21 protein-coding genes and 1 other RNA gene are annotated in these 19,240 nt (G+C 47.5%); 13 read left to right on the top strand and 9 right to left on the bottom strand.

The genetic code is table 11. The features are described from left to right. Positions 1 to 47 precede the first annotated feature (47 nt). The 5 genes from serA to FCU94_RS11410 form a co-directional block, all read right to left on the bottom strand. On the bottom strand, positions 48 to 1,277 hold the full coding sequence (gene serA / locus FCU94_RS11430; protein ID WP_176288667.1) for a phosphoglycerate dehydrogenase: 1,230 nt from the start codon (positions 1,275 to 1,277) through the stop codon (positions 48 to 50). 261 nt (positions 1,278 to 1,538) lie between these two features. After that, positions 1,539 to 2,195 (bottom strand): ribose-5-phosphate isomerase RpiA, encoded by a 657-nt coding sequence (gene rpiA, locus FCU94_RS11425; RefSeq protein WP_176288666.1) that lies wholly within the window; start codon positions 2,193 to 2,195, stop codon positions 1,539 to 1,541. 61 nt (positions 2,196 to 2,256) lie between these two features. After that, the gene (locus tag FCU94_RS11420) at positions 2,257 to 2,844 is read right to left on the bottom strand and encodes a 5-formyltetrahydrofolate cyclo-ligase (protein WP_176288665.1); all 588 of its coding nucleotides are present in this window, start codon (positions 2,842 to 2,844) and stop codon (positions 2,257 to 2,259) included. A 32-nt stretch (positions 2,845 to 2,876) separates the two neighbouring features. Continuing rightward, positions 2,877 to 3,059, bottom strand: a non-coding RNA gene (gene ssrS / locus FCU94_RS11415) — 6S RNA. Positions 3,060 to 3,075: 16 nt separating this feature from the next. Next, a complete protein-coding gene (locus FCU94_RS11410) occupies positions 3,076 to 3,384 on the bottom strand; it encodes a cell division protein ZapA (RefSeq protein ID WP_176288664.1) in 309 nt (102 codons plus the stop codon). 236 nt (positions 3,385 to 3,620) lie between these two features. On the opposite strand from FCU94_RS11410, the gene FCU94_RS11405 reads away from it, so the two are divergent. From FCU94_RS11405 to FCU94_RS11395, 3 genes are read left to right on the top strand one after another with little or no spacing between them, the layout of a single operon-like run. After that, positions 3,621 to 4,196: a YecA/YgfB family protein gene (locus FCU94_RS11405; RefSeq protein ID WP_176288663.1), complete on the top strand. Its 576-nt coding sequence runs from the start codon at positions 3,621 to 3,623 to the stop codon at positions 4,194 to 4,196. Between the two features lie 12 nt (positions 4,197 to 4,208). Then, positions 4,209 to 5,384, top strand: coding sequence for a 2-octaprenyl-6-methoxyphenyl hydroxylase (gene ubiH, locus FCU94_RS11400; RefSeq protein WP_176288662.1), 1,176 nt, complete (start codon positions 4,209 to 4,211; stop codon positions 5,382 to 5,384). A gap of 24 nt (positions 5,385 to 5,408) precedes the next feature. Continuing rightward, entirely contained in the window at positions 5,409 to 6,641 is a 1,233-nt protein-coding gene (locus tag FCU94_RS11395) for an FAD-dependent 2-octaprenylphenol hydroxylase (protein ID WP_176288661.1), read from the top strand. 40 nt (positions 6,642 to 6,681) lie between these two features. Here FCU94_RS11395 and FCU94_RS11390 read toward each other — a convergent pair whose 3' ends face one another. The 3 genes from FCU94_RS11390 to ygfZ all read right to left on the bottom strand — a co-directional run bounded on the left by FCU94_RS11390 (position 6,682) and on the right by ygfZ (position 8,948). Continuing rightward, on the bottom strand, positions 6,682 to 6,888 hold the full coding sequence (locus FCU94_RS11390) for a DUF1107 domain-containing protein (protein ID WP_176288660.1): 207 nt from the start codon (positions 6,886 to 6,888) through the stop codon (positions 6,682 to 6,684). Between the two features lie 619 nt (positions 6,889 to 7,507). Then, on the bottom strand, positions 7,508 to 7,987 hold the full coding sequence (locus FCU94_RS11385; RefSeq protein ID WP_176288659.1) for an aminoacyl-tRNA deacylase: 480 nt from the start codon (positions 7,985 to 7,987) through the stop codon (positions 7,508 to 7,510). Next, positions 7,980 to 8,948 (bottom strand): tRNA-modifying protein YgfZ, encoded by a 969-nt coding sequence (ygfZ, locus tag FCU94_RS11380; RefSeq protein ID WP_176288658.1) that lies wholly within the window; start codon positions 8,946 to 8,948, stop codon positions 7,980 to 7,982. Before ygfZ ends, FCU94_RS11385 begins: the two co-directional genes overlap by 8 nt. 202 nt (positions 8,949 to 9,150) lie before the next feature. Between ygfZ and FCU94_RS11375 the strand changes: the two genes are divergently transcribed. Together FCU94_RS11375 and FCU94_RS11370 are read left to right on the top strand one after the other, a co-directional pair. Then, entirely contained in the window at positions 9,151 to 9,411 is a 261-nt protein-coding gene (locus tag FCU94_RS11375; protein WP_176288657.1) for an FAD assembly factor SdhE, read from the top strand. Next, entirely contained in the window at positions 9,380 to 9,778 is a 399-nt protein-coding gene (locus FCU94_RS11370; protein ID WP_176288656.1) for a protein YgfX, read from the top strand. Before FCU94_RS11375 ends, FCU94_RS11370 begins: the two co-directional genes overlap by 32 nt. A 26-nt stretch (positions 9,779 to 9,804) precedes the next feature. Here the strand turns inward: FCU94_RS11370 and nadB are convergent, their stop codons facing one another. Beyond that, positions 9,805 to 11,421, bottom strand: a complete 1,617-nt coding sequence (gene nadB, locus FCU94_RS11365) for an L-aspartate oxidase (protein WP_176288655.1) — start codon at positions 11,419 to 11,421, stop codon at positions 9,805 to 9,807. 407 nt (positions 11,422 to 11,828) lie between these two features. Here nadB and rpoE point away from each other — a divergent pair, with 407 nt between their 5' ends. The 8 genes from rpoE (at position 11,829) to era (ending at position 19,199) form a co-directional block, all read left to right on the top strand. After that, entirely contained in the window at positions 11,829 to 12,407 is a 579-nt protein-coding gene (gene rpoE, locus FCU94_RS11360) for an RNA polymerase sigma factor RpoE (protein WP_176288654.1), read from the top strand. A gap of 13 nt (positions 12,408 to 12,420) precedes the next feature. Then, positions 12,421 to 13,044 (top strand): RseA family anti-sigma factor, encoded by a 624-nt coding sequence (locus tag FCU94_RS11355; RefSeq protein ID WP_176288653.1) that lies wholly within the window; start codon positions 12,421 to 12,423, stop codon positions 13,042 to 13,044. Continuing rightward, entirely contained in the window at positions 13,041 to 14,006 is a 966-nt protein-coding gene (gene rseB / locus FCU94_RS11350; protein ID WP_176288652.1) for a sigma-E factor regulatory protein RseB, read from the top strand. Before FCU94_RS11355 ends, rseB begins: the two co-directional genes overlap by 4 nt. Continuing rightward, positions 14,003 to 14,473, top strand: coding sequence for a SoxR reducing system RseC family protein (locus tag FCU94_RS11345; protein ID WP_176288651.1), 471 nt, complete (start codon positions 14,003 to 14,005; stop codon positions 14,471 to 14,473). The genes rseB and FCU94_RS11345 overlap by 4 nt, the downstream gene beginning before the upstream one ends. Before the next feature lie 127 nt (positions 14,474 to 14,600). Beyond that, a complete protein-coding gene (lepA, locus tag FCU94_RS11340) occupies positions 14,601 to 16,394 on the top strand; it encodes a translation elongation factor 4 (RefSeq protein ID WP_176288650.1) in 1,794 nt (597 codons plus the stop codon). A 97-nt stretch (positions 16,395 to 16,491) separates the two neighbouring features. Further along, positions 16,492 to 17,388: a signal peptidase I gene (lepB, locus tag FCU94_RS11335; RefSeq protein WP_176288649.1), complete on the top strand. Its 897-nt coding sequence runs from the start codon at positions 16,492 to 16,494 to the stop codon at positions 17,386 to 17,388. 163 nt (positions 17,389 to 17,551) lie between these two features. Continuing rightward, on the top strand, positions 17,552 to 18,229 hold the full coding sequence (gene rnc, locus FCU94_RS11330; protein ID WP_176288648.1) for a ribonuclease III: 678 nt from the start codon (positions 17,552 to 17,554) through the stop codon (positions 18,227 to 18,229). After that, positions 18,222 to 19,199, top strand: a complete 978-nt coding sequence (gene era, locus FCU94_RS11325) for a GTPase Era (RefSeq protein WP_176288647.1) — start codon at positions 18,222 to 18,224, stop codon at positions 19,197 to 19,199. The genes rnc and era overlap by 8 nt, the downstream gene beginning before the upstream one ends. Positions 19,200 to 19,240: the final 41 nt, after the last annotated feature.

Genomic DNA, 19,240 nt, shown 5'->3' with positions numbered 1-19,240 from the left:
AGCATAAAAAAACCACCGCAGCGGCGGTGGTTTTTTATTTGCTGGGATTAGTGAAGAATACGTGCGCGAATGGTACCTTCAATACTCTTTAATTTCAGCAGGGCTTCTTCTGAACGCTCTGTTTCGACGTCAATTACTACGTAACCAAAGTCAGCCGTGGTCTGGAGGTACTGACCGGCAATGTTGATCCCTTCTTCTGCAAAGATGGTGTTAATTTGGGTCATGATACCTGGGCGGTTGGTGTGAATGTGCAGTAGACGTGAACAATCGCGATGCTCAGGCAGTGAAACTTCAGGGAAGTTGACGCTTGATAGTGTTGAACCATTATCTGAATACTTAGCCAGTTTCCCGGCGACTTCAACACCAATGTTCTCTTGTGCTTCCTGAGTTGAGCCACCAACGTGAGGGGTTAGGATAACGTTGTCGAACTTTTGCAATGGCGACTCAAATGGGTCGGCGTTCGTTTTTGGCTCAGTTGGGAAGACGTCTATCGCCGCGCCAGCAAGATGGCCCGACTCAAGCGTGTGACATAAGGCTTCAATATCCACCACAGTACCGCGGGCTGCATTGATGAAAATCGCCCCTGGTTTCATGCGAGCAAACTCTTCAGCGCCCATCATATTTTTAGTTTCTGGCGTTTCTGGTACATGTAATGAAATGACATCACATTTATTTAGCAGCTCGCTCATGGTGTGCACTTGTGTCGCGTTACCCAGAGATAGTTTGTTCTCGATATCGTAAAAGTAGACCCGCATCCCTAAGTTTTCCGCAATAATACCGAGCTGCGTACCGATATGGCCATAACCTATGATACCTAAGCGCTTGCCGCGAGCCTCGTAAGAGTTGTCGGCACTTTTTTTCCATATACCACGGTGCGCCAGTGCATTTTTTTCTGGAATGCCGCGTAATAGTAGCAACACTTGTCCCAATACGAGCTCTGCCACACTGCGGGTGTTAGAGAATGGGGCGTTGAATACCGGGATACCGCGGCAGGCCGCTGATTTGAGATTAACTTGGTTAGTACCAATACAGAAACAACCAATGGCTACCAATTTTTCCGCCGCGTTGATTACCTTCTCTGATAGGTTGGTGCGCGAGCGAATGCCAATAAAGTGCACGTCTTTTACCGCTTCGAGTAGATCCTCTTCGGCAAGTGAGCCTTTGTGGTATTCGATATTACTGTAGCCAGCGGCTTGAAGGACTTCTACCGATGATGGGTGTAGACCTTCTAGCAGCAGAATCTTGATTTTATCTTTTTCCAGCGAAACTCTGGCCATTGTCTTCTTCCTTAAAGTGGGGAAATTGGGCTTAACTGGCGCACATTGGACAAAAGCAAGTAAAGCAAACGTTTCTCACGGCTTAAAGTGCTTAAAGTGTTACGCAAACGTTTTCCTTGTGCGTCTTCTGACCTTTAAGTTAACAAAAAAAATACAGTTTGGGTAAGAAAATTACGGAATAAGCCATAATTTTTATCGGGTAAAACGAAAAAAACGGCGCCAATAGGCGCCGCTTGTAATGAAATGACAAAAAACTCGACGTTACTCTTCGATTTTTGCCCCTTGCGGTGTACCTGTGATCACCACATCAGCACCTCGGTGAGCAAAAAGACCCACGGTCACGACACCTGCGATGGCATTGATTTTGTCTTCTAGCGCTTTCGGGTCGGTAATCTTCATGTGATGAACGTCAAGAATCACGTTGCCATTATCTGTGATCACACCTTCACGATAAGCTGGATCGCCACCGAGTTTAACCAGTTCACGTGCCACGTAAGAACGCGCCATTGGAATGACTTCAACTGGCAGCGGGAACTCACCGAGTACATCCACGGCTTTGGTATTGTCGACAATACAGACAAACTTATCTGAAATCGCAGCGACGATTTTTTCTCGAGTTAATGCCGCACCACCGCCCTTAATCATGTCGCGAGTCGGATTAATTTCATCGGCGCCATCGACATAGATATCGAGTTTTGCTACGTCGTTGCAGTCATAAACCTCAATACCTAACGCTTTGAGCTTTTCGGTTGATGCCTCAGAGCTTGAAACTGCACCTTTAATCTCTTCTTTCATGGTGGCAAGTGCATCGATGAAGTGATTCACTGTTGAGCCTGTACCCACACCGACAATACTGCCTTCGGTCACATATTTCAGTGCTGCCCAACCAGCTTCTTTCTTCATTTCATCTTGAGTCATGCTCATCTCCTAAAAGCGGTAGTAATATGGTTTGCGGCGCGATTATATCGCCAAATTAACCTTATTCCCAATCCCAGATATGGCTTGGGGTCACTATTTTGGGCAGAGGTACATCCCAAGATTCGGCTGGCAGTGAGTCGACTTGTTGGCAATCATGCGCAAGACCGATTGGTTTAGGGCCTTGGTGAGTGGTAAACCACGGCGCCAAAGTCCTGTCGTAATAACCTCCTCCCATCCCTAGGCGTTGCCCTTGATGATCAAAGGCGACTAACGGGGTACAAATAAGGTCAAGGTTATCCACGGGAAGGACCTGGGTTTGATCCAGTTTAGGCTCTGCGATGGAATATTGATTGAGTACCATCGGGGTATCGTCGTGATAATGAAGAAACAGCAAGTGTCCTTTAGAAAAAGGGTGGATGACCGGTAAGTAGGTGCACTTACCTTGCTCCCATAACCATTCGATAAGCGGTTTCGTATCGATTTCGCCGTCAGTCGCCAAATACAAAGCGATATGTTGTGCGGTCTTTAATTCGGGAAGTTGTGCGAAATGGCGGATCAAGTCGAGGCTGGCGAGATATTGAGTATCACTCCCCAGTTGATTGCGCTTTTGGCGCACGGTTGCTCGAATTTTCTGGCGAGAGAGAGTCATAGTTTTACCCACGTTAGTCGGGTATTGAGTAGGAATACCCCAGAGTGCCGTTGGAGATATCGACCCTTGAACCAGCTGGTTCAAGGCGGATCAGCAGAGATAACCGTAGGCTTCTCGGTACAAGCCGAGCTTGCTCAATAGCTATCAAGTACTAACCCTTAGGTATTGCTTATCGGCTCAGGGACTTAATCCCCTCACGCACACTCCAGGGTAAATTTGTTAGGTAAAGTTTTACTCTTGTTCAGGTTTCACTTTACTGATTGCATTGTCTAGTGATGCAGAGAGAGACTCCATACGCTCAAACAGTGCATCTTGTTCTTGCTTTGAGTGAGTGTCGCGAGTTTCTAGCTCATGACAAAAGTTTAACGCAACAAACGTCAGAAGTTGAACTTCGTTGGTAATTTTTGTTTTCGCTGCCATATCTTTTAGGCGCTGATCGAGCTGCTTGGCGGCATTGATCAAAGACTCTTCTTGTCCTGCCGGACAGTTAACAAGAGTGTGTTTGCCTAAGATTTCCACTTCTACCGCTTGATTACTCATATCGACTCTATATCTGTTGCTTGAGGTGATAAGCAGATAATCACCGAGGGGGAAACTATAGAAAAAGGCGTATTAAGATTCAAGCTTTTCCCCGCCCACAAACAGAAATCAGCGCGTAACAACACAGTAATTGGGCAATTTGGGTAAAAGCTATCCGCAATTGCGTAATCACTCGTTTTCGCTCGCTTTGGTAAGTGATACGATTGAGTTAATTTTTTCTGATTTAGGTCTATGCGATGAGCGATACCAAGTTACCTGATTATCTGACATTTGCCAGCGAGCTGCAGTCTGCTGGATTAGCGGTTAACCCAGCGGAGTTACACGGTTTACTCGCCGGTATGCTAAGTGGAGGCTTGAGTCTGACGGATAAAAGTTGGCAGCCAATGGTCTTCGATTATGTTAGTGAGGGAATGGGCTGGCCAAGTAAGGCTTTGCAATTGGCTCAAATGACGCTGGATGCCTCTGCCTCTGAGTTAACAGGCTCTGGTATGGACGTTGAACTCCTGTTGCCGAATGAAGAAGCCAGCGCCACTCTATTTGATGTCGCTGACGGGCTCGCCGATTGGGTGAACCATTTTATTTCCGGTATTGGACTGGTGAATGCGCCTATCAACAAAGCGGCGGCTGATGTCAAAGAGGCACTCGCCGATCTCGAAGAGATCGCCAAACTGGGCATAGACGAAGATGATGATATGGAAGAACAAGCACAACTGCTTGAGCAAGTCATCGAACATGTAAAAGCCTGTGTGCTGACCATTCACGCTGAGTTTGGCCGCAAAGCTGATACTCAGGCCGCGCCTACAATTCATTAATTAGGTAGCATTATGCAGCAGTTTGACGTGGTCATCGCAGGGGGTGCGATGGCAGGAATGACTTTAGCTTTATCGCTGAACAAGCTCTCTCCGACGCCGCTGTCGGTTGCGGTGATTGACCCTTTTCAAACCAACCATCAAGCACACCCAGGCTTTGACTCACGCTCTATTGCGCTTAGCTATGGCACAGTGGCCATTCTAAAACAGGTGGGGTTATGGCAGGCGATCAGTGAAGTAGCGACGCCTATTGAACATATTCATGTGTCGGATCGTGGCCATGCAGGCATGACAGATATCACGCACCAGCAGCTCTCAGTTGAAGCTTTAGGTTACGTCGTCGAACTCACTGACGTGGGAGCAATCTATCGTCAAAAAGCCGAGCAGGATCCCCAGATTACGTTGGTTGATGCCGCCGTTGAGGCCATCGTTCGAGAACAAAATTCGGTCGAGCTATTGCTTACCAATGGCCACCAAATCAAGGCTAAACTCCTAGTCGCCGCCGACGGTGCAACGTCAACTTGTTGTCAGCAGGCGGGTATTGAGTTACATGAACATGATTATGGTCAAGTGGCGGTGATTGCAAATATCACCACAGAGCAGGCGCATTTGGGCAGAGCGTTTGAGCGATTCACCTCGTCGGGGCCAGTGGCTTTACTGCCCATGTCTCAAGGGAGAATGTCCTTAGTATGGTGCCTGGATCCGCATCAAGCCAATGCGATGATGCAAGCCAGTGACACTGAATTTACTCAAGCGCTGCAGCAGGCTTTTGGCTGGCGTTTGGGGGCGATCACCAAGGTGGGCCAGCGAGCCTGTTATCCATTGCTATTGCGCTATCGTCAGCAGGCAATCTCACACCGAGTGGCTGTGGTTGGCAATGCAGCGCAAACGCTTCATCCGATTGCCGGGCAAGGTTTTAACTTAGGGATTCGTGATGTCGCCACCTTGACGGAGCATATCGCTCAGTTTGCTGATGATCCCGGTTGTTATCAAGCGCTAAGACAGTATCAGCAAGCGCGTCAAACAGACAGAGAAGCGACGATCACCATGACCTCAAGCTTAGTCCATCTCTTTTCCAACGATTATCTATCGTTACGGATTGCGCGCAACCTGGGGCTCGCGGCGATGGATACGCTACCGTTACTCAAAGCCCCCCTATTACAAAGAACGTTAGGTTTGGTCGCTCGCTAAGAGTCACACATAAGGACAACAAAAATGATGCAGAGTGTAGATATCGCAATCGTTGGCGGTGGTATGGTTGGATTGGCGCTGGCCGCTGCTTTCAAAGATACGGATTTACGAATCGCGGTAATTGAAAGTCGTGAACCAGAATGTGAGCTGAAGGACTTACCGGATGTGCGTGTCTCTGCGCTGAGTCGCTCGAGCGAGGTTATCTTGCGTAATCTGGGGGCTTGGCAAGGGATTATCCAGCGCCGCGCCGCGCCATATTCTGCGATGGAAGTGTGGGAGCAAGATAGCTTTGCGCGTATCGAATTTGAAGCGCAGCAACTGGCTCAACCTGATCTGGGCCACATTGTCGAAAACCGTGTGATCCAACTGGCTCTACTTGATCAAGTTAAACAACAGCAGAACGTCAGCTTATTTTTACCTGCCCAATGTCAAACGTTGGCAATCGGTGAAAGTGAAGCGTGGTTGACCCTAGATGACGGTCAATCATTAACCGCTAAGCTGGTGGTAGGGGCCGATGGTGCTAACTCTTGGGTGAGAAAGCAACAAGACATTCCACTGACGCATTGGGACTACGGACACAGTGCTATTGTGGCTAACATTCGTACCGTAGAGCCTCACCAAGGCGTTGCGAGACAGATTTTTACTCCTCAAGGGCCTTTGGCTTTTCTTCCTCTTGGCGATAGTCAGCTCTGTTCTATCGTTTGGTCGACAGACCCCAACCGAGCGGAACGTCTTGTCGCCATGTCTGAGCATGAGTTCAATAAAGCGTTAACCGCAGAGTTTGACCATCGACTTGGTCTGTGTGACGTGGTGGGGGAGCGCTTTGCTTTCCCGTTGAAAATGCGTTACGCACGAGATTTTGTCGCTCAACGTATTGCTCTAGTCGGTGACGCTGCGCACACCATTCATCCACTTGCGGGCCAAGGGGTGAACCTAGGCTTACTCGATGCTGCGTGTTTAGCTCAAGAAGTGATCGAACTGCATCAAGCAGGGCAAGATATCGGTAGTCAGCGCCATTTGCGCCGCTATGAGCGTTGGCGAAAAGCAGAAGCGGCGAAAATGATCGCAGCGATGCAAGGTTTTAAAGATCTATTTGAAGGCGATAATCCTGCGAAGAAGCTTATCCGCGGATTGGGGATGAAATTAGCAGGGCAACTACCTGGTGCGAAAGATGAAATAATGAAGCGCGCGCTCGGGTTAAAAGGCCAATTGCCTCGTTTAGCTCAGCCATCGCAACTTAAATCACCGATGTTGTAAATGAGAAAGGGTTGGCGTTGCCAACCCTTTTTTAAATTTATTAGGCGTAAGCGCAGCGCAGCCGCATCACCTCTTGGTTGATCTCTTTTACCGCCTTGAAATGCCGCGTCTCTGCCTTTTCTGGCAGGATCAGTTTGCCGTTATCAAACTCAAACTTGCCTACACCGTAAATGTAAATTCTTCCTTTAAACAGCCGACTAATATGTTTAGCAATCATACTTGGTGTATAGCGCTTAAACAGTCTCATACGTCCTTCCTTCTTTTTAGCAAGCACTGCAGATTATACGTATTTGCCACCGTTAATAGTGTGATTTTCATGGTGGAATATGCAGTAAAAACAGTTACATTTGGATATTTGTGTTGCTGTAAGCAAAAATTCGGATAAATATCCAACTAACTGTGATGACTCCCTCATTTATGTTCTGTGATTGGAACTGAAAAGGGTTATTAATCGTGGCCTATTAAGCCCGATGTTTATGACAGTTTTAAGAATAGTTTAACTTTATCGGTAGGTGTGAATATTGTGTAAAAAATTTTTAAAAAAAAGCCCGCTAAAGTGGCGGGCAAATAGTCACAGATGCATTACACAAAAAGTGGATGTCCTGAAACAATCAGTGGATTCACTTTTTTTGTTGGAGAAGGATTTACATTTGCCGGACTGATCGTGTTCAATCCAGCCATGCGTCACTCTGCAAAAACGTAAGCAGAGCGGACTTTAACCAACAAACGCAGAATACTGCAAAAATGCACTCATGACTACTTATGCTTTAAAAATGAATAATAATTTAACTATAAGTGACTAATGATGCGAAGGCGATCAAACAAAAATGTAATGCTTTGCAAAGAAGTTGATCAATAGAGGATCATCAACAATCGCGGCAGATATCACCCACTATGGGTTGGCAAAGCTGCAGTAGGTCTTCACAACGCAAAGCCACCCCCGCCATATTTGAGCCACTGCTGATGGTCACTTCTGGTTCTGTCAATAACCGTTGATCAAATACGACCGCCATTGGGGTTCTTAACAGGATCGGCACCACCGTCCCCACTTGATAACCCGTAAGACTGACAACGTCTTGCATTGCGACACAAGTCATCCGACGCCAATCGAGTAAAGCTCTTACTTTTTTGGGATCAACGGCCTGATCGCCGGGTGCGCATGCGATGGCATAGCGATTGCTCATATCGCGCAAGACGATCGATTTAACCATTTGTGCTGGCCGAATTCCCCGCTGTTTAGCCGCATCCTCGATAGTTATTGCCGGAGTTTGATGTGGCAGCAGGCGAAAGGCGACCTGCTGCGACTCTAGATATTGTGTGATATGGGTGGAAATGAAGTCAGTCATTGTCTTCTAGAGAGTAAGGTAAGGGAGCAAATCGCCAGAGATGCTGTGGTTCGTCTTTGAGACGTAACTGCGTATCGTCGTCAAGGTTATTGGGGAGTACGGCAATGGCGACCGCTTTGTTGTCACTAAAGCGGTAACTGGCTAGTAGTTTACCAGCGCTACGCCAATTTTCGCCGACGGCACGCTCTAGCTCGGCATTGGCCTCGATAGCTTGGTCGGCACTGCCCTCGATGATAAATAGTGCACGTTTATTGATACCGCGATACTTTGCGCGCGCCACTGTCTCTTGGCCCGTATAGCAGCCTTTGCTAAAACTGATGCCATTTAATGCATGAACGTTGAGCGCTTGAGGAATATGTTCGTTTTGCTGCTCTGCGGTCAAACGGGGATGCCCAGCTTTAATATCAAGTAGAGTCCAAAGTGCAGGGGCCACTTTTTGTGCGTCACTCGCTAAGACCAGTTGCTCAGCCGCTGTTGCGGTTAAAGCAAGTACCCAGCGCTGGTCGTCAATTTTTACCGCTGTGCCCCCTTCAATTCGGCGAACCTCTCCTTTTTGCTGGGAAAGCGTATCGATCAGAGATGTCGCTTCAATGCCCATCACACCCAGCAAGATATCTTGGCTGTGTTCGAACTCGACCTTAGAGAAAATCGCGTATTTTTTTAACTCGGCAAGTTCTTTTTCAATCAAGGCCTTGGGCTGAAGCATCGCGTAGCCTTGTTGATAGTGAAAGAGGTGAAACACGCTCCATACCTTGCCTTTGGCATCACAGTGGGCGCCAAAGGTGGCTCGATTTGGATCCAGAGTGACGACATCACAGGTTACTTGCCCTTGAAGGTATGACTTACTATCGTCGCCTTGTGCTGTGATCATGCCCCAATCAGTGAGGGGAGCAATAGCCAGTGGAGGGAGTGCGTCATTGGAGGAGAGTTGCAATGGTGCGAAATCGTTGTGCCAGTCCATGATTAATACCTGATAATAATCGAATGATTGCTATGTTATCGCCTATCGCTGGTGATAAACAACCTTTTGAGTAGTGTGCCATTCACCTGAAGTCTAAGCAGGAAAAGCAACGCTCTGGTCGGGAGTGTGACTGACGCACTAGTTGTCGGCTGGTTTGCTTGTTACACTCGAGTTACACAACCTGTTCTGGTGAGGAATTACAATGTATACCGCAGAAGAAAAAGCGCGGATCAAATGGGCATGCCGACGCGGAATGTTAGAGCTAGATGTCGTGATTATGCCTTTTTTTGAAGAATGTTTTGATGGCCTACAAGAGAATGAGCAGCGTGACTTTGTCTCGTTGCTTGAATGTGATGATCCGGATCTGTTTACGTGGATCATGGGGCATGGCCGAAGTGAGAATTTAGGTCACGCGGCTATGGTAGACAAAATTGTCGCTCATAACCTCAGCAAAGTGCGTTAGGTTTGTCCTGACGCCCTCGAAACACGCGAATCAGGCCAACGGTATCTTCTCTGTTTTGGCCTGTCTTGCCACTATGTACTCTCCACTGCCAATTATCGCATACACCGTTTTACTTCCTCTGATCGTTAAACTTCATCAACATCAAATATGGTTAGCTCCAGCACTGCAAGGTGAGGTGACCTTTGTATCGCCACGCCAAATCGAAACTTTGCACGGCACTTATCAAATTAAAGCGGTACTATTCCCATTGATGTCTTGGGCGATAGTGCTCATTTTGCACAACAATCAACGGATTTTGCTTTGGCGAGATAGTTTATCTGACGCAAGTTATCGCCAAATAGTGGTGCTATTAAAAAGGGAGCACTGAGCTCCCTGTTTATTGATGTGAGGCTATCACTCTTTTAGCTTTTCCGGCACTAACACTGTGGGTTCACTGTGTTCGGCGAGATCCGGGTAATCTAGGGTGTAGTGCAGGCCGCGGCTTTCTTTGCGTTCCATTGCGCAGCGCACCATAAGCTCTGCGACTTGCAGCAGGTTGCGCAGCTCTAACAGGTTGTTCGAGACTCTAAAATTACTGTAGTACTCATGGGTCTCTTGTTGCAGGAGTTGAATGCGGCGCAAGGCTCGTTCTAAGCGTTTGTCGGTACGGACAATCCCCATGTAATCCCACATAAATAAGCGTAACTCGTGCCAGTTATGCTGAATCACTACCTCTTCATCTGAGCAGTTCACCTGACTATCATCCCATGCGGGTAAAGAGGGAGGCAGAGTGGCGTTGGCTAGATTAGCGATAATATCGTTCGCGGCAGACCAAGCGTACACCACACACTCAAGCAATGAGTTTGACGCCATTCGGTTCGCGCCGTGTAAACCGGTATAGCTGACTTCGCCGATGGCATACAACTGCGAGAGGTCCGTTTGCCCTTGTTGGTTGACCATCACGCCACCACAGGTGTAGTGCGCGGCTGGAACAACAGGAATCGGTTCTTTCGTCATATCTATGCCCAGTTTGAGCAAACGCGTGTTAATCGTCGGGAAGTGCTTTTCGATAAAGTCTGCGGGTTTATGGCTGATGTCGAGGTACATACAGTCTGCACCCAATCGCTTCATCTCAAAGTCAATGGCGCGGGCAACCACATCGCGCGGGGCAAGCTCTTCACGTGAGTCAAAATCAGGCATAAAACGCGAGCCATCTGGACGTCGTAAGTAGGCACCTTCACCACGCAGTGCTTCGGTCAGTAAAAAGTTACGTGCTTCAGGATGGTAGAGGCAGGTTGGGTGGAATTGGTTGAACTCCAGATTGGCAACCCGGCAGCCCGCTCGCCATGCCATCGCAATTCCGTCACCAGAAGAGACATCAGGGTTAGACGTGTACTGGTACACTTTAGATGCACCGCCAGTGGCAAGAACCACAAACTTAGCGCGCACCGTTTCAACATGCTCTTGGTTGCGGTTCCAAATGTAAGCGCCGACAATTTTTTTATTGTTGCCACCAATTTTATCTTCGGTAATAAGATCAAGCGCATTGTGGCGTTCAAAAACCGTAATGTTCGGGTGATTGTGGACGTTGTCTTGCAGCGACGTTTGCATTGCCATGCCAGTGGCATCGGCGGCATGCAAAATACGTCGATGACTGTGTCCCCCCTCGCGAGTCAGGTGATATCGAGGTGCCTCGTCGCTGTCATTCTCTTCTCGGTCGAAAGGAACGCCGCCATCAATCAGCCACTGCACACATTCTTTGGCGTTTTTGGCAATAAACTCTACGGTTTCTTTTTCGCACAAGCCTGCGCCTGCGACTAAAGTATCTTGAACGTGAGACTCGATGCTGTCATCCTCATCGAAGACGGCGGCAATTCCCCCTTGTGCATAGTAGGTCGCGCCTTCACTGCGCGGTCCTTTGCTGAGTACTATGACATTACCGTATTCTGCAACACGTAAGGCTAAAGAAAGACCAGCAGCACCGCTGCCCACCACCAACACATCACACTGATGTTCACGGTTTGCGTTCATAAAACTTTTAAATTCCCGAGTTAAAGTGTCGCCATGTCAAACTGGAATAAATTGACCTCAGCATGACAGGTGACTGAGCGATCCCGCTCTCAAATCATTTACAATGGCCCACGTATTTAGGCTAGAGTGCGCGTTTAGCGACTATAGTAGCACTGCCAACGAGGTTTTGCTTGAATGCGTTCGCTGGAAAATTGCCATTGCATTTCAGTACCTAGAACCTCAAAATCGAGCAAGAGGTAGTTTAGTACACCATTGTGTTAAAAAAGTTTGCAGAAAGATTGAACTTAAATTTTCTGACTAGGTCACAATAGTGCTCAAGTAGACAGTGGTGTCAAGACTACATTTTGCATAATTAATGCTCATGTCTGAGAAGATAAGAGTAAATAACAATAGGAGTACCCGCTCGAATGAACGAGCAACTGACCGATCAAGTATTAATTGAGCGAGTTCAGAATGGGGATAAACAAGCATTCAACTTACTGGTGACTAAGTACCAGAATAAGGTCTGCAATCTTATTTCCCGCTATGTGAATAATCCGGGTGATGTTCCCGATGTAGCACAAGAAGCATTTATTAAGGCGTATCGAGCGATCCCTAGCTTTCGTGGAGAAAGTGCTTTCTATACTTGGTTATATCGGATTGCCGTTAATACAGCGAAAAACCACCTTGTGGCTCAAGGTAGGCGTCCACCGGCACAAGATGTCGATTCAGAAGACGCAGAATATTACGAAACCGGTAGTGCATTGAAAGAAATATCGAACCCTGAGAACTTAACGTTGTCCAACGAATTGAAACGGGTGGTATTTAGTGCAATTGAAGCACTGCCTGATGATTTAAAAACCGCGATGACATTGCGTGAGCTTGATGGCTTAAGCTATGAAGAAATTGCAGCGGTTATGGATTGCCCTGTAGGAACGGTACGCTCGCGTATCTTTCGTGCTCGCGAAGCGGTAGAAAAGAAAATTCAACCGCTAATGCAACGCTAGACCAGTAACTTTAATGGTGAAAATAATGGCTGACAAAGAGAAACTTTCAGCACTCATGGATGGAGAGTTGGTAGATAAAGCGCTAATTGTTGAATTAGAGCAAGACCAACAGAGCCAGCAATCTTGGCAACATTATCATTTGATTGGTGATGTAATGCGTGGCGATGCTCCGGAAAAACCGGAGTGGAATATTGCTGAAAGTGTCGCAATGGCTTTAGAGAATGAACCAGCACACTCGACGGTAACTCAGTTAGAACAGCATCGAAGCGTTGAAGCCCAGCCGTCTCCGGCGCAAGCGCGTCGTCAACTACCTGCGTGGTTGAATCAGTTTGGTCAAGTGGCCATGGCAGCGTGTGTCTCTTTAGTGGTCATTCTTGGAGTTCAGCAATACGGTGGCAGCGATACTACTGCGCCTGAGTCCGATGCATTGCCTGTGCTACAGACGATTCCATTTGCAGGTAGCGTAGAGCCTGTGAGTTTAACGCGTTCCTCGGTTGAGCAGCCAAGCTCAAACGACGCTAATATTCAAGAGCAGCGCCGCCGCATTCATGCCATGCTGCAAGACTACGAACTACAACTACGCTTGAACAGTAATAGTGTCGAGCACAGCGATAATCCTGAAACGGTAGTTGAATGAAAAAAATTCTGATCAGTGTGCTGACACTGTTCAGTTTGAACTCAACATTGGCCTTTGCAGAAGAAAAAACTGCAGAGGCTTTGTTGCTTCAAATGAACGAAGCCAGTCAGCACTTAAACTACGAACTTTCTTACATCCTAATCAAGAAAAATAGTATTGAGCCTCTGCTCTATCGTCATGCACGTTCAGAACAACAGCAGCTTGCCCATTTGGTTTATCTTAGCGGCCCTGTACGAGAGGTAATCCGTCGTGGCGATGAGGTCAGTTACATTGAGCCAGGCGTTGAGCCTTTCACCATTGAGTCGGGCAATGTGGTCGCGCCGACTATTCCATTGCTCAATTCTGATGTCGAGCGGTTAAGTCGCTATTACGACTTTGTACAAATGGGCCGTGCGCGCGAAGCTGGCGCTGCTTGCCAAGTGCTGCGTGTGGTGCCAAAAGATGGTCAACGTTACTCATACGTTTTGTGGGTTGACGAGAAGAGTAAACTGCCGCTGCGTGCCGATTTGGTGGACCGAGATGGTGAAGTGCTGGAGCAGTATCGTACGATTTCGTACAACGTCAGCGATCGGATTGCCGAGATCCTCAGTGGTTTACGTGAGGTGAAATTACCCGACGTGCTCTCGTTACCGAAAGGTCAAGCAATGCAGTCCTATTGGACGGTGGGTTGGATTCCTAACGGTTTTGAAGCGAAAGAGCTCAATCGCTATCGCATGAACAATACCGAACGCATGGTTGAAAGCCAAATGTTTAGCGACGGCTTGTTTAGCTTCTCTGTGTATGTTTCAAACAGCGACAATCTGTCTCTTAAGGGACAATTAGTTCGCCAAGGGCGTCGTACCTTACACAGTTTCGTCAAAGATGACCGAGAGATATCGGTGATCGGCGATATACCGCCTTCTACCGCTAAACGCATTGCACAATCAGTGATATTTAAATCGAGTGAGACTGCCACGCAATGATGACAGCATTAGCGACAGTAGCCAAAGTAGCGCCGCAAGGACAAATGTTTGATGTTGAGTTGAGCTGTGAGCAGCAAACCAGCTGCAGTAGTTGCTCGTCGCAGAAAAGCTGTGGTACCGGAATCGTCACCAAGGCAGTAGGTAACAAGTCGCTTCACTGGCATTTAGTGACCGATAAAGCAGTTGAACCAGGCCAGGTAGTTGAAATTGGTCTGCCAGAAAAGAGCGTATTGCAATCCGCAGCCTTGGTTTACTTAGTCCCCTTATTGGCAATGATTGCAGGTGCGCTGGCGGGTCAGTGGTGGCTTGCCCCCATGCTATCGATGGGAGAGGGGCTGGTTATCGCCGTTTCGATATTAGCGACGCTAGGTGGTATCTGGTTAGCTAAGCGATTGTCCTATCAACTAGAGCAGCGCTCATCTCAACAAGTCACCTTACTAAGGGTGCTGGGCGAACCAATTAGCTAGTGCGAATCGGCTAGAAATTGGGTAGAATCTGCCAACTTGAACGAAATGCCGCCATGGATGCTGATTCTATTCCGCATATCGGGCGGCGTTCTTATCCCTATTTTAAAGAGTTTAGTCACACCAAATCATGAAGCACATTCGTAACTTTTCGATTATCGCCCACATCGACCATGGTAAGTCGACCCTATCAGACCGTTTGATCCAAGTATGTGGTGGATTGAGCGACCGTGAAATGGCCGCACAGGTTCTAGACTCGATGGATCTAGAGCGTGAGCGTGGTATCACCATTAAATCCCAGAGTGTGACGCTTAACTACACCGCCAAAGATGGTGAAACCTACCAGCTTAACTTTATCGATACACCCGGGCACGTTGACTTCGCTTATGAAGTATCACGTTCGCTTGCTGCCTGTGAAGGGGCACTATTGGTTGTCGATGCGGGGCAAGGTGTAGAAGCCCAAACTCTAGCTAACTGTTACACCGCGATCGAAATGGATCTTGAGGTAGTGCCAATCTTAAACAAGATCGACCTACCTGCCGCTGATCCAGAGCGTGTCGCAGAAGAGATCGAAGAAATCGTCGGTATTGACGCGATGGAAGCGACTCGCTGTAGTGCAAAAACAGGTATCGGTGTTGACGACGTTCTAGAGAACATCGTTTCAGCAATTCCTGCGCCAGAAGGTGACCCTGAAGCGCCACTACAAGCACTCATTATTGACTCTTGGTTTGATAACTACCTAGGTGTTGTTTCTCTGGTTCGTATTAAGAATGGCGAACTGAAGAAGAATGACAAGATCAAGGTCATGAGCACAGGTCAGGTATGGGGTGTTGACCGTCTAGGTATCTTCACGCCTAAGCAAGTGGATACAGATATCTTACGTACTGGCGAAGTAGGTTGGGTAGTTTGTGGTATTAAAGACATCCTAGGCGCGCCTGTCGGTGATACATTGACACTTGCGAAACATGGCTGTGAACAAGCGCTTCCAGGCTTTAAAAAAGTAAAACCTCAGGTATATGCCGGTCTGTTCCCTGTATCGTCAGATGACTACGAGAACTTCCGTGATGCACTTGGCAAGCTAAGCCTTAACGATGCATCACTGTTTTACGAGCCAGAAAACTCTGCGGCACTAGGCTTTGGTTTCCGTTGTGGTTTCCTTGGCATGTTGCACATGGAAATCATCCAAGAGCGTCTAGAGCGCGAATACGACCTTGACCTGATTACGACCGCTCCAACGGTAGTTTACGAAGTGGAAGAGACCAACGGCAACCTGTTATATGTCGATAGCCCGGCTAAACTCCCTGCCGTTAACGATATCGAAGAAATTCGTGAGCCGATTGCTCGTTGTAACATCCTTGTTCCTTCCGAATACTTGGGGAACGTGATTACTCTGTGTGTTGAGAAGCGTGGTGTTCAGGTAGACATGGTCTACCACGGCAACCAAGTGGCTGTGACTTATGATATTCCAATGGCAGAAGTGGTACTCGACTTCTTTGACCGCCTTAAGTCAACGTCTCGCGGTTATGCATCATTGGATTACAACTTCCAGCGTTTTGAAGCATCTAACATGGTACGTGTTGATGTACTTCTTAATGGTGATACGGTTGACGCACTGGCGATGATTACACACAAAGATCAATCTCAGACTCGCGGTCGTCAGTTAGTAGAGAAGATGAAAGAGTTCATCCCTCGTCAGATGTTCGATATCGCGATTCAAGCAGCAATTGGCAACCACATTATTGCTCGCTCGACGGTAAAACAGTTGCGTAAGAACGTGATCGCTAAATGTTACGGCGGTGACGTAAGCCGTAAGAAGAAGCTACTGAAGAAACAGAAAGAAGGTAAAAAACGCATGAAGCAGATCGGTAACGTCGAACTGCCTCAAGAAGCCTTCTTAGCGATTCTGCACGTAGGTAAGGATTAGAGTTGAACTTCTCATACTCTGACCTGTCATTAGATAACTAAATAAGTGAAAGGGTTTCGGCTCTTTCACTTTCGTATTTTTGAGATAAGGGAAGTCAATGGCGAATACATTTTCACTCATCTTAGTCATCGTCACTCTAGTCACCGGTGTGGTTTGGGTATTAGAGAAGTTGGTGTTTGCTAAAAAGCGCCAAGCAAAAGTGACTGAAATTGAAGCGCAAACCAATGGATTAGATGCCGCACTGGTAGAGAAAGTGAAGACGCAACCTTGGTGGATTGAAAATAGTGTTTCTATTTTCCCTGTGATTGCAGCGGTATTGGTGTTGCGCTCGTTTCTCTATGAGCCATTTCAAATACCATCGGGCTCCATGATGCCAACTTTGTTGGTGGGAGACTTTATCCTAGTCGAGAAATACGCTTATGGTTTGAAAGATCCAGTGTGGCGTACTCAACTGGTTGAAACGGGTAAACCTGAGCGTGGTGACATCGTGGTCTTTAAGTACCCACCGCAACCAAGCATCGATTACATCAAGCGTGTCGTTGGCTTACCAGGTGATACCGTACGCTACAATAGCAAAAAAGAGATCTGCGTTCAGTCTGCGGGTGAAAGCGCATGCCAACCCGTTAAGTTATCGAACGTAGAAGAGAGCCAGTTTATCCAAAATGGTATTCCACTGATCCAGTTGGATGAGCAATTGGGTGAAGTGGGCCATCAGATTTTGGTTAACCCACTTCGTCGTGATCGTGTTGAGCTTTATCAGCCTCGCAATGGTGTCAATGAATGGGTGGTGCCGCAAGGTCAGTACTTTGTGATGGGTGATAACCGTGACAACAGTGCCGACAGTCGCTATTGGGGCTTTGTTCCAGAAGCTAACTTAGTCGGTAAAGCGGTCGGTATTTGGATCAGCTTTGAGTTTGAACGAGCTAGCGATAGCGTGTTACCGTCTTGGATTCCAACTGGTGTGCGCTTTAACCGCATCGGTGGTATTAACTAAATTTTCGTCATAGTTGTTATCACAGCGTTGTTGACTGTATAAATCCACCGCAACGCTGGCCGCCCGAATGACATAGCACAGCTATGTTTATCGGGCTGGATTTCTTTGTTACCTAGCTGTGAAATCAACTAGTTAGAATATTCAACACTATTATTCAGAGAGCATGAATTCTCCTACAGTAAAACTAGAAAAAAGGCTCGGCTATCAGTTCAATGATGCTGAGCTTATCAGTTTAGCGCTGACACATCGCAGCGCTAATGGAAAACATAATGAGCGTCTCGAATTTCTGGGCGATTCAATTTTAAGTTTTGTCATTGCTGATGATCTTTATCACCGTTTCCCGAAAGTGAATGAGGGTGACATGAGCCGTATGCGAGCGACGTTAGTACGTGGCAAAACGCTAGCGGAACTAGGTCGTGAATTCGAACTAGGAGATCACTTAAAATTAGGTCCAGGTGAGCTAAAAAGTGGCGGTTTCCGCCGTGATTCCATTCTTGCTGACGCGGTGGAAGCGATCATTGGTGCCATCTATCTCGATAGCGATATTGAAGTAGTACGAGGTATTATTTTGAGCTGGTATCAGACGCGCTTAGACGCGATCAAGCCAGGTGTATCGCAAAAAGATCCCAAGACGCGTCTGCAGGAGTTTTTGCAGGGGCGAAGAAAACCACTGCCCGCCTATACAGTGACTAATATTAAAGGTGAAGCACACAACCAAGAATTTACGGTTTCGTGTGACGTAGCAGGTATTGGACAACCTGTTATTGGTAAAGGCACCAGCCGCCGCAAGGCAGAACAAGCGGCTGCGGAATTAGCACTAGAGCAATTGACCAATGACTGATTCAACTGACAACAACGATTTCGACATCGACGCGTTCTTCTCATCGAGCAATGAGCAGCCGAGCTCTCCAGAAAACCAACACTGTGGTTTTGTGGCGATTGTGGGCCGCCCGAACGTGGGTAAGTCGACCCTATTGAACCGCATTCTCGGCCAAAAAATTTCGATTACCTCACGTAAACCTCAGACTACGCGTCACCGTATCATGGGTGTCGATACTGAAGGGGATTATCAAGCAATATACGTTGATACTCCGGGTCTACATATTGAAGAGAAGCGTGCCATCAACCGTTTGATGAACCGCGCTGCGAACTCCTCACTCAGTGATGTAAATCTAGTGTTCTTCCTTGTCGATGGGACCCACTGGACTAACGACGATGAGATGGTTCTGACTAAGTTGCAGAAGTCTAATTTCCCAGTCGTTTTGTGCGTTAACAAAGTGGATAACGTGCAAGATCGCAACGACGTGATGTTGCATATGATGGAAATGTCGAAAAAGATGGACTTCGTTGATGTGGTGCCTATTTCGGCGAAACAGGGCAAGAACATCGATGTGTTACGCAAGCATGTGCGAGAGCACCTGCCTAAAGCGACACACCATTTTCCAGAAGAGTATGTCACCGATCGCTCTCAGCGTTTTATGGCGTCAGAAATCGTACGAGAAAAATTGATGCGCTTTACCGGTGAAGAGTTGCCTTACTCTGTCACGGTAGAGATTGAGCGCTTTGATTACAACCCAGAGACTGATGGTTTCCATATCAACGCGTTGATCTTGGTAGAACGTTCTGGTCAGAAGAAAATGGTCATCGGTAAGGGCGGCGAGAAGATCAAAACTATCGGTCGTGAAGCGCGTCTTGATATGGAAGAGCTGTTTGGCCGTAAGGTCTACCTGGAAACATGGGTGAAAGTGAAATCAGGTTGGGCTGACGACGAGCGTGCGCTTCGTTCGCTGGGATACATCGACGATCTATAACCAGAGAGAGGCATGACGCTTCGCTCCCCAAGTGACAATAA

This window comes from Vibrio sp. JPW-9-11-11 (genome assembly GCF_013369335.1).
GTDB lineage: Bacteria > Pseudomonadota > Gammaproteobacteria > Enterobacterales > Vibrionaceae > Vibrio.
The sequence above is the reverse complement of the archived record's forward strand: the minus strand, read 5'-3'. Positions and strand labels throughout refer to the sequence as shown.

Coding starts and splice junctions, on each gene's coding strand:
- serA (WP_176288667.1), bottom strand. CDS start 1,277: ATGGCCAGAGTTTCGCTGGAAAAAGATAAAATCAAGATTCTGCTGCTA.
- rpiA (WP_176288666.1), bottom strand. CDS start 2,195: ATGACTCAAGATGAAATGAAGAAAGAAGCTGGTTGGGCAGCACTGAAA.
- FCU94_RS11420 (WP_176288665.1), bottom strand. CDS start 2,844: ATGACTCTCTCTCGCCAGAAAATTCGAGCAACCGTGCGCCAAAAGCGC.
- FCU94_RS11410 (WP_176288664.1), bottom strand. CDS start 3,384: ATGAGTAATCAAGCGGTAGAAGTGGAAATCTTAGGCAAACACACTCTT.
- FCU94_RS11405 (WP_176288663.1), top strand. CDS start 3,621: ATGAGCGATACCAAGTTACCTGATTATCTGACATTTGCCAGCGAGCTG.
- ubiH (WP_176288662.1), top strand. CDS start 4,209: ATGCAGCAGTTTGACGTGGTCATCGCAGGGGGTGCGATGGCAGGAATG.
- FCU94_RS11395 (WP_176288661.1), top strand. CDS start 5,409: ATGATGCAGAGTGTAGATATCGCAATCGTTGGCGGTGGTATGGTTGGA.
- FCU94_RS11390 (WP_176288660.1), bottom strand. CDS start 6,888: ATGAGACTGTTTAAGCGCTATACACCAAGTATGATTGCTAAACATATT.
- FCU94_RS11385 (WP_176288659.1), bottom strand. CDS start 7,987: ATGACTGACTTCATTTCCACCCATATCACACAATATCTAGAGTCGCAG.
- ygfZ (WP_176288658.1), bottom strand. CDS start 8,948: ATGGACTGGCACAACGATTTCGCACCATTGCAACTCTCCTCCAATGAC.
- FCU94_RS11375 (WP_176288657.1), top strand. CDS start 9,151: ATGTATACCGCAGAAGAAAAAGCGCGGATCAAATGGGCATGCCGACGC.
- nadB (WP_176288655.1), bottom strand. CDS start 11,421: ATGAACGCAAACCGTGAACATCAGTGTGATGTGTTGGTGGTGGGCAGC.
- rpoE (WP_176288654.1), top strand. CDS start 11,829: ATGAACGAGCAACTGACCGATCAAGTATTAATTGAGCGAGTTCAGAAT.
- FCU94_RS11355 (WP_176288653.1), top strand. CDS start 12,421: ATGGTGAAAATAATGGCTGACAAAGAGAAACTTTCAGCACTCATGGAT.
- rseB (WP_176288652.1), top strand. CDS start 13,041: ATGAAAAAAATTCTGATCAGTGTGCTGACACTGTTCAGTTTGAACTCA.
- FCU94_RS11345 (WP_176288651.1), top strand. CDS start 14,003: ATGATGACAGCATTAGCGACAGTAGCCAAAGTAGCGCCGCAAGGACAA.
- lepA (WP_176288650.1), top strand. CDS start 14,601: ATGAAGCACATTCGTAACTTTTCGATTATCGCCCACATCGACCATGGT.
- lepB (WP_176288649.1), top strand. CDS start 16,492: ATGGCGAATACATTTTCACTCATCTTAGTCATCGTCACTCTAGTCACC.
- rnc (WP_176288648.1), top strand. CDS start 17,552: ATGAATTCTCCTACAGTAAAACTAGAAAAAAGGCTCGGCTATCAGTTC.
- era (WP_176288647.1), top strand. CDS start 18,222: ATGACTGATTCAACTGACAACAACGATTTCGACATCGACGCGTTCTTC.